This is a genomic window from Pseudomonas sp. Tn43 (assembly GCF_014192635.1).
Classification (GTDB): Bacteria; Pseudomonadota; Gammaproteobacteria; order Pseudomonadales; family Pseudomonadaceae; genus Aquipseudomonas.
On record NZ_JACHYG010000012.1, the window covers coordinates 57,467 to 79,971 of the forward strand.

Annotated in this window: 20 protein-coding genes and 1 pseudogene; 15 read left to right on the forward strand and 6 right to left on the reverse strand. The window is 59.0% G+C overall.

What is annotated here, in order from left to right:
* Window positions 1–28 precede the first annotated feature (28 nt).
* Together FHW68_RS23445 and desA are read right to left on the reverse strand one after the other, a co-directional pair.
* Window positions 29–1,018, reverse strand: a complete 990-nt coding sequence (locus FHW68_RS23445) for a sensor domain-containing diguanylate cyclase (RefSeq protein WP_095633567.1) — start codon at window positions 1,016–1,018, stop codon at window positions 29–31.
* Between the two features lie 288 nt (window positions 1,019–1,306).
* On the reverse strand, window positions 1,307–2,491 hold the full coding sequence (desA, locus tag FHW68_RS23450; protein ID WP_095633566.1) for a delta-9 fatty acid desaturase DesA: 1,185 nt from the start codon (window positions 2,489–2,491) through the stop codon (window positions 1,307–1,309).
* Between the two features lie 147 nt (window positions 2,492–2,638).
* Here desA and dibA point away from each other — a divergent pair, with 147 nt between their 5' ends.
* The 6 genes from dibA to FHW68_RS23480 all read left to right on the forward strand — a co-directional run bounded on the left by dibA (window position 2,639) and on the right by FHW68_RS23480 (window position 9,087).
* Window positions 2,639–4,558: a phosphodiesterase DibA gene (gene dibA, locus FHW68_RS23455; protein WP_095633565.1), complete on the forward strand. Its 1,920-nt coding sequence runs from the start codon at window positions 2,639–2,641 to the stop codon at window positions 4,556–4,558.
* 277 nt (window positions 4,559–4,835) lie between these two features.
* Complete coding sequence (gene oscA, locus FHW68_RS23460) at window positions 4,836–5,018, forward strand: sulfur starvation response protein OscA (RefSeq protein WP_007941032.1); 183 nt, start codon at window positions 4,836–4,838, stop codon at window positions 5,016–5,018.
* Between the two features lie 142 nt (window positions 5,019–5,160).
* The gene (locus tag FHW68_RS23465) at window positions 5,161–6,174 is read left to right on the forward strand and encodes a sulfate ABC transporter substrate-binding protein (protein ID WP_095633564.1); all 1,014 of its coding nucleotides are present in this window, start codon (window positions 5,161–5,163) and stop codon (window positions 6,172–6,174) included.
* Window positions 6,175–6,393: 219 nt separating this feature from the next.
* A complete protein-coding gene (gene cysT / locus FHW68_RS23470) occupies window positions 6,394–7,212 on the forward strand; it encodes a sulfate ABC transporter permease subunit CysT (RefSeq protein WP_095633563.1) in 819 nt (272 codons plus the stop codon).
* 12 nt (window positions 7,213–7,224) lie between these two features.
* Window positions 7,225–8,094 (forward strand): sulfate ABC transporter permease subunit CysW, encoded by an 870-nt coding sequence (gene cysW, locus FHW68_RS23475; protein ID WP_095633562.1) that lies wholly within the window; start codon window positions 7,225–7,227, stop codon window positions 8,092–8,094.
* Between the two features lie 3 nt (window positions 8,095–8,097).
* Entirely contained in the window at window positions 8,098–9,087 is a 990-nt protein-coding gene (locus tag FHW68_RS23480) for a sulfate/molybdate ABC transporter ATP-binding protein (protein WP_095633561.1), read from the forward strand.
* Between the two features lie 90 nt (window positions 9,088–9,177).
* Here the strand turns inward: FHW68_RS23480 and FHW68_RS23485 are convergent, their stop codons facing one another.
* Complete coding sequence (locus tag FHW68_RS23485; RefSeq protein ID WP_095633560.1) at window positions 9,178–9,696, reverse strand: DUF962 domain-containing protein; 519 nt, start codon at window positions 9,694–9,696, stop codon at window positions 9,178–9,180.
* Between the two features lie 86 nt (window positions 9,697–9,782).
* Between FHW68_RS23485 and FHW68_RS23490 the strand changes: the two genes are divergently transcribed.
* Both FHW68_RS23490 and FHW68_RS23495 read left to right on the forward strand, forming a co-directional pair.
* Window positions 9,783–10,469, forward strand: a complete 687-nt coding sequence (locus tag FHW68_RS23490) for a Crp/Fnr family transcriptional regulator (protein WP_183683342.1) — start codon at window positions 9,783–9,785, stop codon at window positions 10,467–10,469.
* A 75-nt stretch (window positions 10,470–10,544) separates the two neighbouring features.
* Complete coding sequence (locus FHW68_RS23495; protein WP_095633558.1) at window positions 10,545–10,904, forward strand: response regulator; 360 nt, start codon at window positions 10,545–10,547, stop codon at window positions 10,902–10,904.
* Between the two features lie 137 nt (window positions 10,905–11,041).
* Here the strand turns inward: FHW68_RS23495 and FHW68_RS23500 are convergent, their stop codons facing one another.
* Window positions 11,042–12,046, reverse strand: a complete 1,005-nt coding sequence (locus FHW68_RS23500; RefSeq protein WP_095633557.1) for an AraC family transcriptional regulator — start codon at window positions 12,044–12,046, stop codon at window positions 11,042–11,044.
* 100 nt (window positions 12,047–12,146) lie between these two features.
* Here FHW68_RS23500 and FHW68_RS23505 point away from each other — a divergent pair, with 100 nt between their 5' ends.
* The 4 genes from FHW68_RS23505 to FHW68_RS23520 all read left to right on the forward strand — a co-directional run bounded on the left by FHW68_RS23505 (window position 12,147) and on the right by FHW68_RS23520 (window position 16,322).
* Complete coding sequence (locus tag FHW68_RS23505; RefSeq protein WP_095633556.1) at window positions 12,147–13,220, forward strand: fatty acid desaturase; 1,074 nt, start codon at window positions 12,147–12,149, stop codon at window positions 13,218–13,220.
* Between the two features lie 476 nt (window positions 13,221–13,696).
* The gene (locus FHW68_RS23510) at window positions 13,697–14,278 is read left to right on the forward strand and encodes an alpha/beta hydrolase (RefSeq protein WP_095633555.1); all 582 of its coding nucleotides are present in this window, start codon (window positions 13,697–13,699) and stop codon (window positions 14,276–14,278) included.
* Window positions 14,279–14,338: 60 nt separating this feature from the next.
* Entirely contained in the window at window positions 14,339–15,271 is a 933-nt protein-coding gene (locus FHW68_RS23515; protein WP_095633554.1) for a sigma 54-interacting transcriptional regulator, read from the forward strand.
* A 268-nt stretch (window positions 15,272–15,539) separates the two neighbouring features.
* Window positions 15,540–16,322 carry a MetQ/NlpA family ABC transporter substrate-binding protein gene (locus tag FHW68_RS23520; RefSeq protein WP_095633553.1) on the forward strand — a complete coding sequence of 261 codons (783 nt, stop codon included), beginning with the start codon at window positions 15,540–15,542 and terminating at the stop codon, window positions 16,320–16,322.
* A 425-nt stretch (window positions 16,323–16,747) separates the two neighbouring features.
* Here FHW68_RS23520 and FHW68_RS23525 read toward each other — a convergent pair.
* Window positions 16,748–16,966 (reverse strand): annotated as a pseudogene (locus tag FHW68_RS23525) (AAA family ATPase); the annotation flags it as partial.
* Entirely contained in the window at window positions 16,924–17,076 is a 153-nt protein-coding gene (locus FHW68_RS23530) for an AAA family ATPase (protein ID WP_143517874.1), read from the reverse strand. The gene FHW68_RS23530 and the pseudogene FHW68_RS23525, both read right to left, overlap by 43 nt.
* 213 nt (window positions 17,077–17,289) lie before the next feature.
* Between FHW68_RS23530 and FHW68_RS23535 the strand changes: the two genes are divergently transcribed.
* From FHW68_RS23535 to FHW68_RS23545, 3 genes are read left to right on the forward strand one after another with little or no spacing between them, the layout of a single operon-like run.
* Complete coding sequence (locus FHW68_RS23535) at window positions 17,290–18,393, forward strand: efflux RND transporter periplasmic adaptor subunit (RefSeq protein ID WP_095633552.1); 1,104 nt, start codon at window positions 17,290–17,292, stop codon at window positions 18,391–18,393.
* Window positions 18,390–19,457, forward strand: a complete 1,068-nt coding sequence (locus tag FHW68_RS23540) for an efflux RND transporter periplasmic adaptor subunit (RefSeq protein ID WP_095633551.1) — start codon at window positions 18,390–18,392, stop codon at window positions 19,455–19,457. Before FHW68_RS23535 ends, FHW68_RS23540 begins: the two co-directional genes overlap by 4 nt.
* Window positions 19,454–22,504: an efflux RND transporter permease subunit gene (locus FHW68_RS23545; protein ID WP_095633550.1), complete on the forward strand. Its 3,051-nt coding sequence runs from the start codon at window positions 19,454–19,456 to the stop codon at window positions 22,502–22,504. Before FHW68_RS23540 ends, FHW68_RS23545 begins: the two co-directional genes overlap by 4 nt.
* The last annotated feature ends 1 nt before the right edge of the window (window position 22,505 follow it).

Genomic DNA, 22,505 nt, shown 5'->3' on the forward strand with positions numbered 1-22,505 from the left:
AAGTTTTGCGTTGAATTTCAATTCGAGCTCAGCCAGAAATGATGCGGTTCTTGCCCTGGCGCTTGGCCTGGTACATCGCCGCATCGGCGCGGGCGAACAGACTGTCGATGCTTTCATCCTCGTATGTCAGGCTGCTCAGGCCCTGGCTGACGGTGATGCCAAAGGTCTGATCATCATGGCTGAAGCTTAACCGCTGAATTTCCCGTTGCAGGCGTTCCGCTACTTGCATCGCCATGTCCGGTGCACAGCCGGGAAACACGGCTGCGAATTCTTCGCCGCCGATCCGTCCGAACAGATCACCACGCCGCAGGGCCGCGCGACCGCTCTCGGCGATGCGTTGCAGCACTTTATCGCCCTCCTGATGACCGTGGGTGTCATTGATTACTTTGAAGTCATCGATGTCCAGCAGCAGGAACGCCAACGGCGCGCCGTTCAGTCGCGCCTGCTCGAATTCGCGATGGGCGCATTCGAAAAAGTGTCGGCGATTGCTGCTTTGGGTCAACACATCGGTGCTGGCCAGGTGTTGCAGCTCGGCTTGCATCTGCTTTTTTTCGGTGATGTCTTCGGCAATGCCAACGATGATCAGCGGTTGACCCGGCTCGGCCTGACGGTTGATGAAACACTTGTCGCTGAGCCAGCGGACCTGGCCATCGGCAGCGACGATGCGGTACTCGCGATCTTCAACGGCGCCTTTGACCAGCACTTGTGCCAGGCTGCGTTCGGCATAGTCCAGATCGTCGGGATAGATGCTGTCGCGCCACTGGTTGCAGTCGGACAGCAACAGACCGGCGGGGCGGCCGAAAATCCGTTCATAGGCCGGGCTGACGTAGAGTACCTGGCGGGTTTCCCAGTTGTATGCCCAAAGCACGGCATTGACGCTGACCAGCAGCGAGCTGAACAGCTGTTCGCGTTCGCTCAGGCGCGCCACTTCGCCTTGGGCATGCATCAGCGCCATCAGGGTTTGCGCGGCTTCTGGCCACTGTGGAAGGGATGTGTCTTGTAGGTTTTTATGGACCATCGGCACAAATCTCAAAGGGCATGCCGCTATGTCGACAGCGGCCAAAAAACAGAGCCCGCCTGGACGGCGAAGTGTCTTTGAGATAGGGGATTTGGAGCGAAGTTCCCGCTTTTTGCGGGTAGGGGGGCTGGGGGCCGCTGGGCGGTACTGGTAACGCGTTTTCTTAATTAAAACGGGTTGTGAGGTTTTGCGACTGCTACGCAGTCGAACGGGGGCAAGCCCCCTCGCCACAGGCACGCCTTACCCACAGGCGAGCCCCTTATACAGGGGCAAGCCGTCATCAGAGGGTCAGGCGTTGGCAGGGCGCAGGGAGTAGGTTTTCAACTGGTCGGCGAAGTCACGCAGGGATTGAATCCCGCTGGCCTCGGCCTCGTGTACCCAATCCTTGATGGCGGCCAGCATGTCGTGACCATTTGAGCTGGTCTTGACCCAGATCTGCTGCAAGGCCAGGCGTTTCTCGTAAATTACCTTCAGTGCCTGGCTGTGCTCGAGCATGGTCTGGATGCGCATATGGTGCTTGTCGTCCAGCAGACTGGTTTCCCGCGAGAGCAAACGCTTGGCCCGGTGGAACTGGTGACGGACCGAGTGATCGACCTTTTCCAGCTCTTGCTTGACCAGCGGCGCGATCACCAGCTTGCGATACTGGGCCATGATCTGGAAGCGGTTGTTGAGGATCGCCATGGCGGTGTCCATGTCCAGGTTGCCTTTGCCTTCAACACGGTGGGCGATCGGCGCAACCCGCTGGACCTTGGCCAGACGCAGAAAGCTGAAGACCTGGATCCAGGCCCAGCCGAGATCGAATTCCCATTTTTTAACCGACAGTTTGGCGGAGTTGGGGTAAGTGTGATGGTTGTTATGCAGTTCTTCGCCGCCGATCAGGATGCCCCACGGCACCAGGTTGGTCGCGGCATCGCGGCATTCGAAGTTGCGGTAGCCGATGGCATGGCCCAGGCCATTGACCACGCCGGCGGCCCACACCGGGATCCACATCATCTGGATGGCCCAGATGGTGATGCCGATGGTGCCGAACAGCAGCAGGTCGATGACGCCCATGATCGCCACGCCCAGCAGCGGAAAACGGCTGTAGAGGTTGCGTTCAATCCAGTCTTCGGGGCAGTTCTTGCCGTAGATGCGCAGGGTCTCGGGGTTTTCCGCTTCGGCGCGGTACAGCTCGGCGCCTTTGCGCAGAACGGTGGACAGCCCCTTGATGACTGGGCTGTGCGGGTCATCGACGGTTTCGCATTTGGCATGGTGTTTACGGTGGATAGCTGTCCACTCGCGAGTGTTCTGCGCCGTGGTCAACCACAGCCAGAAGCGGAAGAAATGTTTCAGGCCGGCATTGAGCTCAAGCGAGCGATGGGCTGAATAGCGATGCAGATAAACCGTGACACCGACGATCGTCACGTGGGTCATCAGTAGGGTGACTGCCACCAGTGACCAGGGCGATAAGCCAAGAAAACCTTCGTACCACATAGCCTATAGGACCCTCGATAAAGAAAAAAACAGCCGTTGCATTATCACTTAGCCCACAGATAAAACCAGTCGCCCTTTCAGATAAGAGTGGCTGGATGTGTCTTTAATCTATAATTCCAGCCTTTTTACAGGGACATGGACGCTCTAATGTCAGCCACTTATCGCGATGCTTTGCGTGCAGCGCTGCTCTATCTGGTGCTTTCCGCCGCCTGGCTCCAGTTGAGTGGTCATTTATTGAACAGGTTCTTCGATGATCCCGCCGATCTGCTGCGCTGGCAGCTGATCAACGGCTATGCCTGGGTCGTGTTCAGTGCCGGTCTGATCTTTATTGCGCGGGCACGATTGTTTCGCTGCCTGGGCATCGGCGCCAAATTACGCGAGCGTAATGCCGACCGGGAACGTTTGCGTCAGGCGGCAGCGGTGTTCGATTGCACCCGTGAAGGGGTGCTGGTCACAGATAGCAAAGGATTGATCGTCCATGTGAACCGGGCATTCATGGAAATCACTGGCTATCAGCGTGAAGAAGTGCTGGGGCAGCGACCGAACATGTTCAAGTCGGGCCATCACCCGGAAGATTTTTACCAGACGATGTTCGCGACGCTCAACGGCGTCGGCGAATGGAGCGGGGAAATCTGGAATCGACGTAAAAGCGGCGAGATCTACCCACAATGGCAGACAATCCGCCTTATTCGCGACGAACAGGGGCAGCTCAGCCAGTACGTCGCAGTGTTTTCCGACATCAGCGCAATCAAAAACTCCGAACATGAGCTGATGCACCTGGCCCATCACGATCCGCTGACCGATCTGCCCAATCGCCTGCTGCTCACCGACCGTGCCGGGCAGGCCGTGGCTTCGGCGCAGGTCCATAAGCGTGGTTGTGCATTGCTGATGATCGACCTCGATCATTTCAAGTTGATCAATGACAGTCTCGGTCACAATGTGGGTGATCAGTTGCTCAAGGCCATATCCGAGCGCCTGAACAGCTTATTCGACCCGGGCATCACGCTGGCACGGCTCAGTGGTGACGAATTTGCCGTATTGGCTGAAGACTGCCCGCAACCGGGGCACGCTGCGGCATTGGCCCAGCGGGTCATCGATGGCCTTAAAGAGCCGTTCCAGATCGACGGGCATTCATTGTTCATCAACGCCAGCATTGGCATCAGTCTGTTCCCCAGTGATGCCTTGAGCGCCGAGCAGCTATTGCGCAACGCCGATTCGGCGCTGTTCAAAACCAAAAGCGCTGGCCGCGACGGCTATGCCCTCTACACCGAAGAGTTGACGGCGCATGCCCAGCAGCGCGTCGAGATCGCGTTCCAATTGCGCCGAGCGCTGGAACTGCAGCAATTGCGGGTGTATTACCAGCCTGTGCATGACCTCAAAACCCGTCGCCTGATCGGGGTCGAGGCGCTGGTGCGCTGGGAGCATCCGCAACGTGGCCTGGTGTCGCCGGCTGAATTCATCCCCATCGCCGAGCGCACCGGGCTGATTGCCGAGATCGATGCCTGGATCATGCGCCAGGCCTGTCAGCAGATGTGCCAGTGGCAAGCGGCGGGCATCGTGCTGTCGTTTGTCGCGGTGAATGTTTCTTCTCGCCTGTTCGCCCGCCGTGAGTTGTATCAGCAGGTGGCTCAGGTGCTTCACGACACGGGTCTGGATCCAGCGTATCTGGAGCTGGAAGTCACCGAAAGCGCAGTAATGGAAGACCCGGAAGTGGCGCTGGAACAAATGCATCGCTTGCGCGAACTGGGCGTGCGACTGGCCATTGATGATTTCGGTACGGGCTATTCCTCGTTGCTGCGGCTCAAGCGATTACCGGTGCAAAAGCTCAAGATCGATCAGGGATTTGTCGCCGGGTTGCCAGGTGATGAGGATGACGTGGCAATTGTGCGGGTGATTATTGCGCTGGCGCAGAGCATGGGGCTGCAAGTGCATGCCGAAGGGATCGAGCAGGTCGAGCAGGCGAGTTTTCTGCTCGAACACAACTGCGATCTGGGGCAAGGGTACTGGTTCGGGCGGCCAGTGCCGGCGGCATCATTGGATTGGGCCCGGGCGCCAGAGATGGGATGAGCGCCGGATCTGCTTTTTGTGGCGAGGGGGCTTGCCCCCGTTGGGTCGCGTAGCGGCCCCAAATTTTTGCGTCTGCTGCGCAGCCGAACGGGGGCAAGCCCCCTCGCCACAGGGTTTTGTGCGTCGTCCCCCGCAATCCTGCATCACCAATAATTAACTTTGGTTATATAAAAATTCTTAAATAGTCTTTTTAAGAATATCTGCGCCTATCTACTATTGCTCTCACGCCGTAAGCAGTGCCGCTACTGCCAGGCACATCTCATCAAGGAGCAACACCATGAGCGCATCCCTACGTAGTGTTGACGGGCAGGACGAAGCCACCATTTTGCGAGAGATCCAGAGCGCTTTGCGCGATCTGCGCTTTGGTGCGGTGGAGATCACCGTGCACAACGCCCAGGTGGTTCAGATTGAGCGCAAGGAGAAATTTCGTTTGCAGAATCCGGGCAACAAGCCGAGCTGAAGCGAAGATCAAAAGATCGCAGCCTGCGGCAGCTCCTGCGCGCCTGTGGGCGCCGCCGAAAGCTGCGATCTTTGAACAGGCAACCCGATTCCAGAAATCCATAAGAAAAGCCAACACACCAAGAATTCCAGGAGCTTTCACCATGTCGTCGATTCGTCATTTTGCTTTGGCCGCTCTGGCCAGTGCCCTTTTTGCCGGTTCCGCGGTTGCCAAGGATTACGAGTTGCTCAACGTGTCGTACGACCCGACCCGTGAGCTGTACCAGGAGTACAACGCCGAGTTCATCAACTTCTGGAAAAAAGACCACGCGGGCGACAACGTGAAAATTCAGCAGTCCCACGGTGGTTCGGGCAAGCAGGCCCGGGCGGTGATCGACGGTCTGCGGGCCGACGTAGTGACCCTGGCCCTGGCCGGTGACATCGACGAAATCGCCAAGCTCGGCAAAAGCCTGCCGGCCGACTGGCAGAAGCGCCATCCGGAGGCGAGCACGCCTTACACCTCGACCATCGTGTTCCTGGTGCGCAAAGGCAACCCGAAAGGCATCAAGGACTGGGGCGACCTGACCAAAAACGGTGTGGAAGTCATCACCCCGAACCCGAAAACCTCCGGCGGCGCACGCTGGAACTTCCTTGCAGCCTGGGCCTACGGTTTGAAAGCCAACGGCGGTAACGAAGCCAAGGCCAAAGAGTACGTGCAGACGCTGTTCAAACACGTGCCTGTGCTGGACACCGGCGCTCGCGGCTCGACCATCACCTTCGTCAACAACGGTCAGGGCGACGTGTTGCTGGCGTGGGAAAACGAAGCCTTCCTGGCCTTGAAAGAAGATGGCGGCGCTGACAAATTCGACATCGTCGTGCCTTCGCTGTCGATCCTGGCCGAACCACCGGTGGCCGTGGTCGACAAGAACGCCGAGAAAAAAGGCAACACCGAGATCGCCGAAGCGTACCTCAAACACCTGTACAGCCCGGCCGGCCAGGAAATCGCAGCGAAAAACTTCTATCGTCCACGTGACAAGGAGGTGGCCGCCAAGTACGCCAAACAGTTCCCGACACTGGAGCTGGTGACCATCGACAAGGATTTCGGCGGCTGGAAAACCGCACAACCGAAATTCTTCAATGACGGTGGCGTGTTCGACCAGATTTATCAGGCGCAGTAACTTGAGATGGAGTAGTCAATGGACCTGATTCCAGGCAGTTAAGGTGCTTGCTCACGATGACGGCGGTACATTCAGCATAAATGTTGGCTGACCCGCCGCTATCGCGAGCGGGCTCGCTCCCACAAGGGCTGCGGTGTCCAAATCCTTAACTGGCTGGCATTGGCTAACGGGCCCCGATTTCACCGTCGGGGCTTAGCGCGTTTTCAACCAAGGACTTTTATGTCACGTCGTATCTCCCCCGTCATACCCGGCTTCGGGCTGACGCTGGGCTACACCTTGGTGTACCTCAGCCTGATTGTGCTCATTCCACTGGCGGCGATGTTCGTGCATGCCGCTCAACTGACCTGGGACCAGTTCTGGGCGATCATCTCGGCGCCACGGGTGCTGGCGGCGCTGAAGCTGAGCTTCGGCACCGCGCTCTGTGCCGCGATCATCAACGGCATCATTGGCACGCTGCTGGCCTGGGTGCTGGTGCGCTACACCTTCCCCGGACGCAAAGTCATCGACGCGATGATCGACTTGCCCTTTGCTTTGCCCACGGCGGTGGCCGGTATCGCGCTGACCGCGCTGTACACCCCCACCGGCCTGGTGGGTCAGTTCGCGGCGGACTTGGGTTTCAAGATCGCCTATACCCCCCTCGGCATCACCTTGGCGCTGACGTTTGTGACGCTTCCATTCGTGGTACGTACGGTACAGCCCGTACTGGCCGATATTCCCCGTGAAGTGGAGGAAGCGGCGGCTTGCCTGGGGGCGAAACCGTTGCAGGTTTTCCGGCATATTCTGATGCCCGCGCTGCTGCCAGCCTGGCTGACCGGTTTTGCCTTGGCCTTTGCCCGCGGGGTCGGCGAGTATGGTTCAGTGATTTTCATCGCCGGCAACATGCCGATGAAAACCGAAATTCTGCCACTGCTGATCATGGTCAAGCTCGACCAGTACGATTACACCGGCGCCACCTCCATTGGTGTACTGATGCTGGTGGTTTCCTTTGTCCTGTTGCTGCTGATCAATTTGCTGCAGCGGCGCATCGAAACCCCATAAGGAGGCGCAAAAATGTCCCAATCGTCTATCGCAGCAGCCTCCTCGAACGCCGCCCGCCGTGGCAGTGCCACCTCGCGGCGAGTCTTGATCGGCCTCGGCTGGCTGATCTTCGCGCTGTTTCTGTTATTGCCGTTGTTCATCGTGGTGTCCCAAGGCCTGAAGCTGGGCCTGGGTGCGTTCTTCACCGCGATCTTCGAGCCGGACGCCTTGTCGGCGTTGAAACTTACCGTGATTGCGGTGCTGATCTCGGTGCCGCTGAACCTGGTGTTCGGTGTCAGCGCGGCATGGTGCGTGAGTAAATATTCGTTCCGCGGCAAGAGCATGCTGGTGACGCTGATCGATTTGCCGTTCTCGGTGTCGCCGGTGATTGCCGGTCTGGTCTATGTATTGATGTTCGGCGCCCAGGGCCTGTTCGGCCCGTGGTTGCAAGACCACGACATCCAGATCGTGTTCGCCTTGCCGGGCATCGTGCTGGCGACGATTTTCGTCACCGTGCCGTTCGTGGCCCGTGAGCTGATCCCGCTGATGCAGGAACAAGGCACCCAGGAAGAAGAGGCTGCGCGCCTGCTTGGCGCCAATGGCTGGCAGATGTTCTGGCACGTCACCGTGCCCAATATCAAATGGGGCCTGATCTATGGCGTGGTGCTGTGCACAGCCCGGGCCATGGGTGAGTTCGGTGCGGTGTCGGTGGTTTCCGGGCACATTCGCGGGGTGACCAACACCCTGCCGCTGCACGTCGAGATCCTCTACAACGAATACAACCACGTGGCGGCGTTCGCCGTGGCGAGCCTGTTGCTGATCCTGGCGCTCTTGATCCTGCTGCTCAAGCAGTGGAGCGAAAACCGTATCAACCGCCTGCGCGCCAGCGCCGCGGAGGAATAAGTCATGTCGATCGAAGTGCGTAACGTCAGCAAAAACTTCCACGCGTTCAAGGCGCTGGACAACATCAGCCTGGACATTCAAAGCGGCGAGCTGGTGGCGCTGCTCGGCCCGTCCGGCTGCGGCAAGACCACGTTGCTGCGAATCATTGCCGGCCTGGAAACCCCGGATCAGGGCAACATCGTGTTCCACGGTGAAGACGTCTCCGGTCACGATGTGCGCGATCGCAACGTCGGTTTTGTGTTCCAGCATTACGCCTTGTTCCGCCACATGACGGTGTTCGATAACGTTGCGTTCGGCCTGCGCATGAAGCCGAAAAACCAGCGTCCGAATGAGAGCCAGATCGCGGCTAAAGTCCACGAGCTGCTGAACATGGTGCAACTGGATTGGTTGGCCGATCGCTACCCGGAACAACTCTCCGGTGGCCAGCGCCAGCGCATTGCATTGGCCCGCGCCTTGGCGGTCGAGCCGAAAGTCTTGCTGCTCGACGAACCCTTCGGCGCCCTCGACGCCAAGGTCCGTAAAGAGCTGCGTCGCTGGCTTGCACGGCTGCACGAAGACATCAACCTGACCTCGGTGTTCGTGACCCACGACCAGGAAGAAGCGATGGAAGTCGCCGACCGGATCGTGGTGATGAACAAGGGCGTGATCGAGCAGATCGGCTCACCGGGCGATGTTTACGAAAACCCGGCCAGCGATTTCGTTTATCACTTCCTTGGCGACTCGAACCGTCTGCATTTGGGCGAAGACCGGCACGTGCTGTTCCGCCCTCATGAAGTGTCGCTGTCGCGGCATGAACTGGAAGATCACCACGCGGCGCAAGTGCGGGATATACGTCCGCTGGGCGCAACCACGCGGGTGACGTTGAAGGTCGAAGGCCAGAGCGAGCTGATCGAAGCTGAAGTGGTGAAAGACCACGACAGCCTGGTCGGATTGGCCAAGGGCGAGACGCTGTTCTTCAAGCCGAAGGTCTGGCAGAAAGTCGCCAACATTTAAGGGCAAAAGCATCGCGGGCAAGCCCGCTCCCACAGGGGATTTGTGAACGACACAGCTCACTGTGGGAGCGGGCTTGCCCGCGATGGCGTCCTACGCCGCCGCATCTTTCTGACGCAAACGCACACCACCCACTCGCGCCTCGATCTGCTCTTTCAGTTCACGCCGCATCCCGAGCAAAAACGCCAACTCAACCACCACAAACAACGGCCCGACAATCAGCCCCGTCACGTCATCGACAAACGCCGGTTTGCGTCCCTCGTAATAATGACCGACAAACTGAATGGCCCACCCCAACACAAACATCCCGATGCCGCTGGCGAGCCAGACCAGCGTACTTTGCTGCGCAAGAACCTGACCCGCCCAAATGCACAGACCGAGCAGCACGGTCATCAATACCCCAAGACGGACCTCCAGGCGCAGGTAAAACCACGCCGATGCCATCGCCACCAGCATTGCCGGCGATACCCAGCCTGCGCCCCATTGTGGCCGAGACAGCAAGACCGCAACCGCCACTACAATCAGCGGGATACCGATAAAGTGGCTGGCAATATTGCGCGGGTCACGATGGTAGGCGGCGTATTGACTGAGATGATCAACGAGGCTTTTCATTGTTATTCCTCCTGTAGGGTTGATGGATGATGCCCCGGGTTTCATCTCTCGCTCTGTCAGCCAGGCGACAATTTCCAGGAGTTTTCATGGGTATGCAGGTTTGGCGTTCGCGCCTGGAGACGGGGCAGTGGTTCAGTCATTTACCTGTTCTCTTAAAGGATAGTCTGCTGGCTGCGGCCCGGGTTCGGCATCTGGCGTCGGGGCAATTGCTCTTCAAACGCGGAGATCCGCCGTGCGGGTTGTATGCAGTCCTTGAAGGGGCGGTGCGCATTGGCGCGGTGAGCGAGCAGGGCAAGGAGGCGCTGCTGAGCCTGGTGGAGCCGCCGCACTGGTTTGGCGAAATCTGCCTGTTCGATGGCCAGCCGCGAACCCACGATGCTTATGCCGTTGGCCAGTGCAGCCTGTTGCACATCCCGCAAGCGACGCTGCTGAAGCTACTCGACCAACAACCGGTTTACTGGCGGCAACTGGCGTTGCTGATGAGCCACAAACTGCGCCTGACCTTCATCAACCTCGAACAGCTCAGCCTGATGCCAGCCCCGGCGCGCCTGGCGCATCGCTTGCTGATGATCGCCGAGGGTTACGGCGAACTGGATCCGCCGCGCCGTGTTCTGCAATTGCCTCAGGAGCAACTGGCGTCGATGTTGTCGTTGTCGCGCCAGACCACCAACCAGCTCCTCAAGGATTTGCAGGGGCAAGGAATCCTGAATCTCAAGTATGGCGAGATCGAGATTCTTGACGCCGAGCGGTTGCGAGCGTTGGTGGTGATCTAAAAAAGATCGCCATGTTATTGATGGGCTTTATCCGCGAACGCGCCTAGCCTGTGACGACGACAATCGAGGTGTGCCATGCGTGTGTTGCTAGTGGAAGACGAACCCGAGACCGCCAGCCTCCTGGCCAAAGGCATGAGCGAAGCGAGTTACGCGGTGGATGTGGCGCTCAATGGCATGGACGGCCGGCGCTTTATCGAGTCCGGTGAATACGAACTGATCATCCTCGACGTGATGCTGCCGGGGCTCAACGGCTGGCAATTGCTGCAGCAGATCCGCAAGCTCGGCGACACGCCGGTGCTGCTCCTCACCACCAAGGACGGCATCGAAGACCGGCTGCGCGGGTTGGAATTGCATGAAGATGATTACCTGCTCAAGCCGTTTGCCGTCAGTGAGCTGGTGAAGCGGGTGCGCAAGGTATTGCGGCGTAAACGTTGATGGCATGCGCTGAATTGAATGACGCTTTCGCGGGCAAGCCTCGCTCCTACAGGGGATCTGTGACCGTCAGAACGACATAAATCCCGTAGGAGCGAGGCTTGCCCGCCAAGAGAAACTCGAAGCACCTTTCGAATCTGTCACTGCAACCCATCCCGAAACTGCCCCGGCGTCATCCCGGTCCAGCGTTTGAATGCGCGGCTGAAGCTGCTGGTATCGGCGAACCCCAGCAGATAACTGATTTCGCCTAACGAACACAGTGGATCGCGCAGGTGCAGCAGCGCCAGGTTCTCCCGGCTTTCATTGAGCAGCGTATCGAACCGACAACCTTCATCCGCCAGGTGCCGTTGCAGGCTGCGCAGACTCAAGTGCAGCGCCTGGGCGATGCGATCGGCCGATGGTTCGCCTTCGGGTAATTGCTCTTCAATGGCGTCGCGAACCTTGCGTTCCCAGGTCAGGGGTTTGAGTTGCGCCAGGGTGCGTTTGAGCACGGTTTCGTTGTGCTCGGCCAGCTCCGCGTTGGCGTCGTCCAGGTGACTGTCGAAATCCACCAGGGCGAACTCCAGTCGGTCTTCATCAGCGTTGAAATACACCGGCGAGCGGAACACTTTGTGCCATTGATGCGGGTCGGCCGGTTCCGGACGGCGCAGGTAAACCGCCAGCGGGGCGTAGTCACGGCCCAGGCGATTGCGGCAGGTACGCACGTAAATCGCCGCGAAGGCGTCGATGGCCTCGAAGGCTGGCGCGGGGTTGCCTGGGGGGATTTTCAGGCGGAAGTAGTAACGATCTTCGGCGCGGATCAGTTCCAGATCCAGTGCGTTGCTGACCACTTGGTGATAACGCACGATGCGTTCGAAGACCTCCCGCAGGCTGCCACTGGCCACCAGCGCATAACCCAGCGCATGAAAGGTGGTGGGGCTGACGAAACGCGAGACGCGCAAGCCAATCGCCGGATCGCCGCTGACCTGCACCGCGATTTGCCACAGGCGCGTGGTGGCGGACAACGGGTAACGGGCGTTCGGGTCGTCCATCAAGTGCGGGTCAAGCCCCGCCTGCTGGCACAGGGTTGTGCTGTCGAGCCCCAGCGCTTCGAGCTGCTTGCGCAGGGCACGGGTCCAGCTGGCGAGGGAAGTCGGTTCAGTCATGTTGAATGGCGCGTCCGGTCAACAGGTTGGCGTTCACGGCTACCGCTCTGTACAGCATCGCAAGGCAGGATGCGAACATCAATAACCAGAGGATGAAAGCATGGACGGTAGTTGTGCAAGTCACCAGCGACTGAATGCAGCACAGCGATCAGCGCATATTCGCCAGGTAGTATTGGCCAAAGGCGTCGAACTGCGTCAGCGCTACCCGATTCTTAACCATCAGGACGCCTTGGGCGCGGGCATTCTGGCCTTCGCGTTGGCCGGCATGATCGGTTGCGCAGCGCTTTACATCACCGGGTACATGGCCTGGTGGGTGTGCCTGTTGCTCAATGCATTTTTCGCCTCGCTGACCCACGAGCTGGAGCATGACCTGATCCACAGCATGTATTTCCGCAAACAGCGGGTGCCGCACAATCTGATGATGGGCCTGGTATGGCTGGCGCGACCGAGCACCATCAATCCCTGGATTCGCCGTCATTTGCACCTCAACCATCACAAAGTGTCCGGCACCGAAGCCGACATGGAAGAGCGGGCGATCACCAACGGTGAGCCGTGGGGAATCGCGCGGCTGTTGATGGTCGGCGACAACGTGATGTCGGCGTTCATCCGCCTGCTGCGGGCCAAGACCCGAGCGCACAAGTTCAGCATCCTCAAACGTTTTCTGAAGGTTTACGCACCGCTGGCGCTGGTGCATTGGGGGGCGTGGTACGTGTTTCTCGGTTTTCACGCCGCCAACGGCATTGCCCATCTGCTGGGGGCGCCCGTCGAATGGTCAGCGACTATTTTGGCGGTGATGCAGGTGATCGACATCGCGGTCGTGGTGATTATCGGTCCGAACGTATTGCGCACGTTCTGCCTGCATTTTGTCAGCTCGAACATGCATTACTACGGTGACGTGGAACCCGGCAATGTGATCCAGCAGACACAAGTATTGAACCCTTGGTGGATGTGGCCGTTACAAGCATTTTGCTTCAACTTCGGCAGCAGCCACGGGATCCATCATTTTGTGGTGAAGGAGCCGTTTTACATTCGGCAGATGACCGTGCCCGTGGCGCATAAGGTGATGCGCGAGATGGGCGTGCGGTTCAATGATTTCGGCACATTCGGGCGGGCGAACCGCTTTGTGCGCAAGGAAACCCCCGAGACGCAGAAGGTGCCTGTCGCTCAGGTTTGATGATGTAACCGGAAACTCAAATGCTGGTCATCAATTTGACCCAAAGGAACGATACGGTGTGACCCAAGCAGCGATTCGCATATGCATTTTCGGCCTATAAAGTGAATTAAATATTCCTTTATCGGATAGCCGATTCAGCCAATTATTGAGTCGCAGCCTGTTGATCAGCGCTAACCGCATTCGAGTTTCCGGGGCCGTCTCCTTGGCAGGGTGCGGTCCCTTTTTTATTCCAAGGCCAACCCTGTGGAAGCTCTGTGGCGAGGGGGCTTGCCCCCGTTGGGGTGCGAAGCGCCCCTTAGATCAGTTTACGACTGCTACGGAGTCTAACGGGGGCAAGCCCCCTCGCCACAGAGGCTCGCTCCTACATTCCTCAATATTCTATATTGGTCTTAATAAATAGCTTCTTATTCCTTAACGAATATAACTCTCCTCCCTATACTCGGTCACGAACAGACACGCGGCAGGAGAGTTTCCCCATGCGCAACGAATCAATTCGCTACCTGATTGTGCCGGGCTGGCAAGGATCGCCAGAAGATCATTGGCAAACCCATTGGCAGAACAGCCTGCCCAACAGTGCACGGGTGGAGCAGGCCGACTGGCTGACGCCTCGTCGCGAAGACTGGGTCGCGGCACTGGCCGAGACGATTGCCGCCGACAGCACGCCAGTGATTCTGATTGCCCACAGCCTGGGCTGCATCACCGTCGCCCATTGGGCGGCCACGGCGCCACTGAATTCTCTGCGCCAGGTGCGTGGTGCTTTGCTGGTTGCGCCAGCGGACGTCGAGCGCCCGGCCTGCGCGCCGGCCTTGCGTAATTTTGCGCCGATTCCGACAACGTTGTTGCCGTTCCCCAGTCAGGTTGTCAGCTCCGATAACGACAGCGCCGTGAGTGCGCCCCGGGCGATGGAGCTGGCCTGCAATTGGGGGGCCGAGGTGGGGATTTTATCGGGGGCTGGGCACATCAACGTGAAGTCCGGTCACCAGCGCTGGGAGCAAGGTTTTGCGTACCTCTATCGTCTGCAAAACCGCATGGAACAGCACGCCCTGCGTCGCGCTTGAACCCTTTATTCTTCTAAAAAACGCCCCCGCCTCCCAGCGGTTTTGGGGCGGGAGTCTGCCATGAGCCTGCATGAAACCTTCGGTCAGCCACTGCTGACCTTTCCTGACGCGGAAAAAAGCCCGCTGAGCATTCGCGCCAAAGCGTTGGTATTTGTCGATCCGCGTTCCCGACAGTTGCGCCAGGAGCTGGAACAATTGGCGCCACGCTCGATCTCGGTGTTGATTCGCGGTGAAAGCGGCAGCGGTAAAGAACTGCTGGCGCGGCACATCCATCGCGCCAGTGACCGGGGTGGATTGTTCGTTTCAGTCAATTGCGGGGCGATCAGCCCGACTTACGCCGACGCTGAACTGTTCGGCTATGCCGCCGGCAGTTACAGCGGTTCGGCCAGCAGTCGCGCTGGCTGGTTCGGTTCGGCCAATGGCGGCACGCTCTATCTGGACGAGATCGGCGACTTGCCGTTACCCATTCAGATCAAATTACTGGCAGCCCTGGAAAACCACGAAGTCACCCGCGTTGGTGCTCAGCAGCCAAGCCCGGTGGACGTACGTCTGGTGGCTGCCACCAGTATCGATCTGGCTCAAGCGGTGGCTGCCGGAAAGTTCCATGAGCGCCTTTATCACTACCTCAGTGAAGGCCTGCTCGAACTGCCGGCCTTGCGCGAACGGGTGGGTGATATTTTGTCGCTGGCCGAATACTTCCTCGGCATCTACAGCCAACGCCTCGCTCTGCCGGTGCCATTGATCAGCGACACTGCGCAGCGTCTGCTCGAACAGCACAGCTGGCCGGGCAATACCCGGGAGCTGGAGAACGTCATTCACTTTGCGTTGTTGGTGAGTACCGGTGAGGAGATTTTGCCGCAGCATTTGAATTTGCCCGAGGCACCCGTTTCGCTGCTACAGATCGAGCAGCAACTCAAACAGATACTCGGCAACGGCTCCGCCGCCGAGAAAGACGCCTTGAAACAACTACTCAAAACCACCGGGCTTCTGTAGGAGCGAAGCTTGCTCGCGAAGCAGGCGACTCGGTCTGTCTGGAGGGCGCCTTCGTGGGCAAGTCGGATCGCCGCACCGCCCGCTCCTACAGGGATTTGCGGGAGTTAGATCTGTATGAACAAAATGGAATATCAAAGTGAATAAAAGATATTGTTCGGGAATAAAAAATCCCGGTATTGTCCGCGTCACGCCAGCGATAGCACTTCACTGGCACTCGTACTAATCAGCCGTCGTCGATGATGGCCGCGAATTTCGATAAGGACACTGCATGAAAAAGGTTCTGTTGTTTACCGCATTGGCGGCTGCCCTGACTGCGGGCCTGGCCCAGGCTGGCGAGAAACTGGTGGTGGCGGCGACCCCGATTCCACATGCCGAAATTCTTGAACTGATCAAGCCGACCCTCGCCAAAGAAGGCGTGGACCTGGAGATCAAAGTCTTCACCGATTACGTTCAACCAAACGTGCAGGTCGACCAGAAGCGTCTGGACGCCAACTACTTCCAGACCCTGCCGTACCTGAAAAACTTCAACGAAGGCAAAGGCACTAATCTGGTGACCGTGATCGGTGTACACGTCGAACCGTTTGGCGGCTACTCGAAGAAAGTCAAAAGCCTGGCTGAGCTGAAAGACGGCGCAACCATCGCCATTCCCAACGAAGGCAGCAATAGCGGCCGTGCCCTGATCCTGTTGCAGAAGGCCGGCCTGATCGAGTTGAAAGATCCGAAAAACGCCGTGGCCACCCCGAAAGACATCGCCAAGAACCCGCACAAGTTCAAGTTCAAGGAGCTGGAATCGGCCATGCTGCCGCGTGTTCTGGATCAGGTCGACCTGGCCATGATCAACACCAACTATGCGCTGGACGCAGGCCTGAACCCGGCTAAAGATGCACTGGTGATCGAAGGTGCCGATTCGCCTTACGTGAATTACCTGGTGGCGCGCCCGGACAACAAGGACAACGTCGCCATCCAGAAACTGGCCAAAGCCCTGACCAGCCCGGAAGTGAAGGCATTCATCGACAAGAAATACAGCGGCGCGGTACTGCCGGCGTTCTGATCGACCGCCGTCAAACCTCTTCAAAGTTTCAACGCCGGCGGCTACTACAGCGTTGGCGTTTTTTGTTAGGCCAAGATCAAAAGATCGCAGCCTCGTTTCACTCGACAGCTCCTACAGGGATCTGCATTTCAATGTAGGAGCTGTCGAGTGAAACGAGGCTGCGATCTTTTGCTTTAAAGTTTCAGGCCGCCCGCGCCTTCAGCGCTTTGCGCAACGCCACCAGCCATTTCACAATATCTTGCGGATCCAGCTGCTGTGGCACGTGTATGTCAGCCATTTTTCTCTTCCTTGTGATGGTTCGGCCCTGAGTCTGGCCAAAAGCTGTGCATCCTTGGAGGGCTGTCTTGAAAAAAAGATCCTTCCTACAGCGCAAAGGAAAATAGCCGTCTTACATTGCCGCAACAAACAGCCAGAGAAGACGCTGCTCAATCCGGCCAACACCACGCCGGCTCATCCAGCATCCGCTGCCCGAGCATCCCGGTCTGGCCGAAATCCTTTTCCAGCACAATGCAATTGCATTCCGGGTCTTGCTGCAACGCCAAGATCAACCGTCGCGCATGAGACACCACCCACACCTGACACTGCCCGGACGCTCGAATGATCAAGCGCGCCAGCGTCGGCAACAGGTCCGGATGCAGACTGGTAGATTGGATTTGCCGCTGCCGTTGGGGCCGGTGATCAAGTTCAAACGGCCAAGTGGAATCACCAATTTATTGATCGAGCGGTAATTGGCCACCGCGAGGGTTTTGAGCATGAGCTGCTCATTGATCGTTCCCACGCTCCGCGTGGGAATGCATCCCGTGACGCTCCGCGTCACAGTGGACGCAGAGCGTCCATGGCGGCGTTCCCACGCAGAGCATGGGAACGATCAGTGGAGTATAAGGATCGCTCGTGCAGACGTGGAACACTGTTCTAAGCTCACAGTCGTATCGTCACTTGCACGTTCGTACAACGCAAAGGAGTTTGCATGGCGTGTCCCGGATTGAAATCAATGGTCGGCCTGAGCCTCATCGCCTTGCTGACCGCCTGTGGCGATAAACAGCCCGTCGAGAAAGACCGTCCACGCGTCTTCGTGCAAGAGGTCAAGCCAACCGATTACGCCGCCGCAGTGACACTCACCGGCGATGTCCAGGCGCGCGTGCAAACCGAGTTGTCGTTCCGTGTTGGCGGCAAGATCATCCAGCGTATGGTCGATGTCGGTGACCGGGTTTCGGCCAGACAAGTGCTGGCCAGACTTGACCCGAAAGATCTGCAGATCAGTGTCGACTCGGCCCAGGCCCAGGTCGTTGCCGAACAGGCCCGGGTCAAACAAACCGCCGCCGCCTTCGTCCGCCAACAGAAACTCCTGCCAAAGGGTTATACCAGCCAGAGCGAATATGACGCTGCTCAAGCCGCCTTGCGCAGCAGTCAAAGCGCGCTGAGCGCGGCTCAAGCGCAATTGGCCAACGCCCGTGATCAACTGAGCTATACCGCGTTGATTGCCGATGCGCCGGGGGTGATTACCGCGCGCCAGGCTGAAGTCGGCCAAGTGGTACAAGCCACGGTGCCGATTTTCAGCCTGGCTCGGGACGGCGAGCGTGACGCGGTTTTCAACGTTTATGAGTCACTGCTGAGTGAGCCGCCGTCGGATAGATCGATTGTGGTCAGCCTGCTCGACAACCCGAAAATCAAGACCACGGGCACCGTGCGGGAAGTCACGCCAACCGTGTCCGCGCAAACCGGCACGGTGCAAGTCAAAGTCAGCCTCGACAGTCTTCCCGAGGGCATGCAACTGGGCTCGGTGGTGAGCGCCACTGCCAAACCCGTCGGTAAAACCGCGGTAGAACTGCCTTGGTCGGCCCTGACCAAAAATGTCAGCGATCCGGCCGTGTGGCTGGTGGACGCCGAGGGCAAGGCGCAATTGCACACCGTCACCGTTGGCCGTTACCTGACCGGCAAAGTCATTGTCAGCGCTGGCCTTGATGGGGGCGAAAAAGTCATCACCGCGGGCGGCCAGTTACTGCATCCGGGCGTGCGCGTGGAGATTGTCGAAGATACCGACCAGCCCCTGGCGACAGGAGTCCAGCCATGAAGCGCCTGTTGCTGTTGTCCGCCGCTGCGCTACTGGTCGCCTGCTCCAAGGAGGAAGCGCCGCCAGAACCGGTCAGGCCGGTGTTGTCTGTGGAAGTGAAGGCCCTCAACCAAGAAAACCTCGGCCGGTTTGCCGGCAGCATTCAGGCCCGTTACGAAAGCAACGTCGGTTTCCGGGTGCCGGGGCGTATCGCCAGCCGTAACGTCGATGTGGGCGCCGAAGTGCAGAAGGGCGCGTTGCTCGCCACCCTCGATCCTACCGATCAGCAGAACCAGTTGCGCTCCGCCCAGGGTGATCTGGCGCGGATTCAGGCGCAGCTCATCAATGCTCAGGCCAACGCCCGGCGTCAGCAGGAACTGTTCAATCGCGGGGTTGGCGCGCAGGCGCAACTGGACATCGCCCAGACCGACCTGAAAACCACCCAGGCGTCCCTCGATCAAGCCAGGGCTGCTGTCGATCAGGCACAGGACCAACTCAACTACGTCGAGCTGCGCGCCGATCACAAAGCCATCGTCACTGCGTGGAATGCCGAAGCCGGGCAAGTGGTCACGGCCGGCCAGCAAGTGGTGACCCTGGCGCAGCCGGACATCAAGGAAGCGGTGATCGACCTGCCCGATACCCTGGTCGATCAGTTGCCAGCCGACGTGGTGTTCCAGGTGGCTTCACAACTGGACCCGAGCATCACCAGCACCGCCATCGTTCGCGAAATCGAACCCCAGGCGCAAAGCGCGACCCGCACCCGTCGCGCCCGTCTGAGCCTGGCCGATACGCCACCGGGCTTTCGCCTCGGCACGGCAATCAGCGTGACCCTCAGCTCCGCAATCAAGCCGCGCCTCGAACTGCCGGTGAGCGCGCTGCAGAAGGTCGATGGAAAACTGCGGATCTGGGTCGTTGATCCGCAGACGCAAACCGTCTCGCCCAGGGAAGTCAGCCTGATCAGCCAGACCGATGCGACGGTGATCCTGGCCAATGGCGTGAAAACCGGCGAGCGAGTGGTCAGCGCAGGTGTGAACAGCCTCAAACCGGGGCAGAAAGTGAAAATCGACGAGGACAGCCCGCAATGAAAGGGAGTTTCAACTTATCCGAGTGGGCCCTCAAGCATCAGTCGTTTGTCTGGTATTTGATGTTCGTTGCGCTGCTGATGGGCGTGTTCTCGTACCTGAACCTGGGGCGCGAAGAAGACCCCTCGTTCACCATCAAAACCATGGTGATCCAGACTCGCTGGCCCGGCGCGACCCAGGAACAGACACTCAAGCAGGTCACCGACCGGATCGAGAAAAAGCTCGAAGAACTCGACTCCCTCGACTACGTGAAAAGCTACACACGCCCAGGCGAATCAACGGTCTTCGTTAACCTGCTCGACACCACCAGTGCCAAGGACATTCCGCAGATCTGGTACCAGGTGCGCAAGAAGATCAACGACATTCGCGGTGACTTCCCCAAGGGCCTGCAAGGGCCGGGTTTCAACGATGAGTTCGGCGACGTGTTCGGTTCGGTGTATGCCTTTACCGCCGATGGCCTGTCGATGCGCCAGTTGCGCGATTACGTGGAACAGGTGCGTGCCGAAATCCGTGAAGTCCCGGGGCTGGGCAAGGTCGAGATGGTCGGCGAGCAGGATGAAGTCCTTTATCTGAATTTTTCCACCCGCAAACTCGCCGCCCTCGGCATCGATCAGCGCCAGGTGGTGCAGAGCCTGCAATCACAAAACGCCGTGACCCCGGCGGGGGTGATCGAGGCCGGTCCTGAGCGGATTTCGGTGCGGACTTCAGGCCAGTTTGCTTCTGAAAAAGACCTGGCCAACGTCAACCTCAAGCTCAACGATCGCTTCTATCGACTGGCCGACATCGCCAACATCAGCCGTGGCTACGTCGACCCGGCCACCCCGGAGTTTCGCTTCAATGGCCAGCCGGCCATTGGCCTGGCGATCGCCATGAAGAAGGGCGGCAACATTCAGGACTTCGGCAAGGCGCTGCACCAGCGCATGGATGAGCTGACGGCGGACCTGCCGGTGGGCGTCGGTGTGCACAATGTGTCCGACCAGGCCGACGTAGTGGAAGAAGCCGTCGGCGGTTTCACCAGTGCGCTGTTCGAAGCCGTGGTGATCGTGCTGATCGTCAGTTTCGTCAGCCTTGGCGTGCGCGCCGGGCTGGTGGTGGCGTGTTCGATTCCATTGGTGCTGGCGATGGTGTTCCTCTTCATGGAATACAGCGGCATCACCATGCAGCGGATTTCCCTGGGGGCACTGATCATCGCCCTCGGCTTGCTGGTGGACGATGCGATGATCACCGTGGAGATGATGGTCACGCGCCTGGAAATGGGTGAAACCAAAGAGCAGGCGGCGACCTTCGCCTACACCTCGACCGCATTCCCGATGCTCACCGGCACCTTGGTCACCGTCGCCGGTTTCGTGCCGATCGGCTTGAACGCAAGCTCGGCCGGTGAGTACACCTTCACGCTGTTCGCGGTGATCGCCGTGGCGATGCTGGTGTCGTGGATCGTCGCCGTGCTGTTCGCCCCGGTGCTGGGTGTGCATATTCTGAGCGCCAAGGTGAAACCTCACGACGAGGAGCCAGGGCGCATCGGTCGGGCATTCAATGGCGGCCTGCTCTGGGCCATGCGCAATCGCTGGTGGGCCATCGGCATCACCGTGGCGCTGTTTGTGCTCTCGGTGTTTTCCATGCAGTACGTGCAGAACCAGTTCTTCCCGTCCTCCGACCGCCCGGAAATTCTCGTCGACCTGAACCTGCCGCAAAACGCTTCGATCGCCGAAACCCGCAAGGTGGTGGACAAGCTTGAAGCGACGTTCAAGGACGACCCGGACATCGTGCGCTGGAGCACTTACATCGGCGAAGGGGCAATCCGCTTCTACCTGCCCCTCGACCAGCAGTTGCAAAACCCGTACTACGCACAACTGGTGATCGTCAGCAAAGGCCTGGAATCGCGCACGGCCCTGACCGAGCGTTTGCAAAAGCGCCTGCGCGAAGAATTCGTCGGTATCGGCAGTTACGTCCAGGCGCTGGAAATGGGCCCGCCGGTGGGGCGCCCGATTCAGTACCGGGTCAGCGGTAAAGACATCGATCAGGTGCGCAAACATGCGATTGCCCTGGCCACCGAGCTGGACAAGAACTCGCACATCGGCGAAATCATTTACGACTGGAACGAGCCGGGCAAAGTCTTGCGCATCGACATCGCCCAAGACCGGGCGCGGCAACTGGGGCTGTCGTCGGAGGATGTGGCGAACCTGATGAACAGCATCGTCGTCGGCTTGCCGGTTACGCAGGTCGATGATGATATCTACCTGATCAACGTGGTGGGCCGTGCCGAGGATGCCGAACGCGGCAGTCCGAAAACCCTGGAGAACTTGCAGATCGTCACCCCGAGCGGCACGTCGATTCCGCTGCTGGCCTTTGCCACGGTGCGGTATGAACTCGAGCAGCCGCTGGTGTGGCGTCGTGATCGCAAACCGACCATTACTATCAAGGCTGCAGTGCGCGACGAGATTCAGCCGACCGACCTGGTGCAACAGCTAAAGCCGGAGATCGACAAGTTCGCCGCCAGTTTGCCGGTGGGCTACAAAGTCGCCACCGGCGGTACCGTGGAGGAAAGCGGCAAGGCCCAGGGACCGATTGCCAAGGTGGTGCCGTTGATGCTGTTTTTGATGGCGACCTTCCTGATGATCCAGCTGCACAGTGTGCAGAAGCTGTTCCTGGTGGCCAGCGTCGCACCGCTCGGGTTGATTGGCGTGGTGCTGGCGCTGATCCCGACCGGTACGCCGATGGGCTTCGTGGCGATTCTGGGGATTCTGGCGCTGATCGGCATCATCATCCGCAACTCGGTGATTCTGGTGACCCAGATCGACTCTTTCGAGAAGAGCGGCTACACGCCGTGGGACGCAGTAGTGCAAGCCACGGAACACCGTCGCCGGCCGATTCTGTTAACGGCGGCGGCGGCGAGTTTGGGGATGATCCCGATTGCCCGGGAAGTGTTCTGGGGCCCGATGGCCTACGCGATGATTGGCGGGATCATCATCGCCACGTTGCTGACGCTGCTGTTTTTGCCGGCGCTGTACGTGGCCTGGTACAAGGTTCGCGAGCCGAAGAAAGAGGCGTAGA

What these genes read in the sequence shown, in the direction of transcription:
- FHW68_RS23445 (WP_095633567.1), bottom strand. Translation starts at nt 1,018, where the DNA reads ATGGTCCATAAAAACCTACAAGACACATCCCTTCCACAGTGGCCAGAA.
- desA (WP_095633566.1), bottom strand. Translation starts at nt 2,491, where the DNA reads ATGTGGTACGAAGGTTTTCTTGGCTTATCGCCCTGGTCACTGGTGGCA.
- dibA (WP_095633565.1), top strand. Translation starts at nt 2,639, where the DNA reads ATGTCAGCCACTTATCGCGATGCTTTGCGTGCAGCGCTGCTCTATCTG.
- oscA (WP_007941032.1), top strand. Translation starts at nt 4,836, where the DNA reads ATGAGCGCATCCCTACGTAGTGTTGACGGGCAGGACGAAGCCACCATT.
- FHW68_RS23465 (WP_095633564.1), top strand. Translation starts at nt 5,161, where the DNA reads ATGTCGTCGATTCGTCATTTTGCTTTGGCCGCTCTGGCCAGTGCCCTT.
- cysT (WP_095633563.1), top strand. Translation starts at nt 6,394, where the DNA reads ATGTCACGTCGTATCTCCCCCGTCATACCCGGCTTCGGGCTGACGCTG.
- cysW (WP_095633562.1), top strand. Translation starts at nt 7,225, where the DNA reads ATGTCCCAATCGTCTATCGCAGCAGCCTCCTCGAACGCCGCCCGCCGT.
- FHW68_RS23480 (WP_095633561.1), top strand. Translation starts at nt 8,098, where the DNA reads ATGTCGATCGAAGTGCGTAACGTCAGCAAAAACTTCCACGCGTTCAAG.
- FHW68_RS23485 (WP_095633560.1), bottom strand. Translation starts at nt 9,696, where the DNA reads ATGAAAAGCCTCGTTGATCATCTCAGTCAATACGCCGCCTACCATCGT.
- FHW68_RS23490 (WP_183683342.1), top strand. Translation starts at nt 9,783, where the DNA reads ATGGGTATGCAGGTTTGGCGTTCGCGCCTGGAGACGGGGCAGTGGTTC.
- FHW68_RS23495 (WP_095633558.1), top strand. Translation starts at nt 10,545, where the DNA reads ATGCGTGTGTTGCTAGTGGAAGACGAACCCGAGACCGCCAGCCTCCTG.
- FHW68_RS23500 (WP_095633557.1), bottom strand. Translation starts at nt 12,046, where the DNA reads ATGACTGAACCGACTTCCCTCGCCAGCTGGACCCGTGCCCTGCGCAAG.
- FHW68_RS23505 (WP_095633556.1), top strand. Translation starts at nt 12,147, where the DNA reads ATGGACGGTAGTTGTGCAAGTCACCAGCGACTGAATGCAGCACAGCGA.
- FHW68_RS23510 (WP_095633555.1), top strand. Translation starts at nt 13,697, where the DNA reads ATGCGCAACGAATCAATTCGCTACCTGATTGTGCCGGGCTGGCAAGGA.
- FHW68_RS23515 (WP_095633554.1), top strand. Translation starts at nt 14,339, where the DNA reads ATGAGCCTGCATGAAACCTTCGGTCAGCCACTGCTGACCTTTCCTGAC.
- FHW68_RS23520 (WP_095633553.1), top strand. Translation starts at nt 15,540, where the DNA reads ATGAAAAAGGTTCTGTTGTTTACCGCATTGGCGGCTGCCCTGACTGCG.
- FHW68_RS23530 (WP_143517874.1), bottom strand. Translation starts at nt 17,076, where the DNA reads ATGCTCAAAACCCTCGCGGTGGCCAATTACCGCTCGATCAATAAATTG.
- FHW68_RS23535 (WP_095633552.1), top strand. Translation starts at nt 17,290, where the DNA reads ATGGCGTGTCCCGGATTGAAATCAATGGTCGGCCTGAGCCTCATCGCC.
- FHW68_RS23540 (WP_095633551.1), top strand. Translation starts at nt 18,390, where the DNA reads ATGAAGCGCCTGTTGCTGTTGTCCGCCGCTGCGCTACTGGTCGCCTGC.
- FHW68_RS23545 (WP_095633550.1), top strand. Translation starts at nt 19,454, where the DNA reads ATGAAAGGGAGTTTCAACTTATCCGAGTGGGCCCTCAAGCATCAGTCG.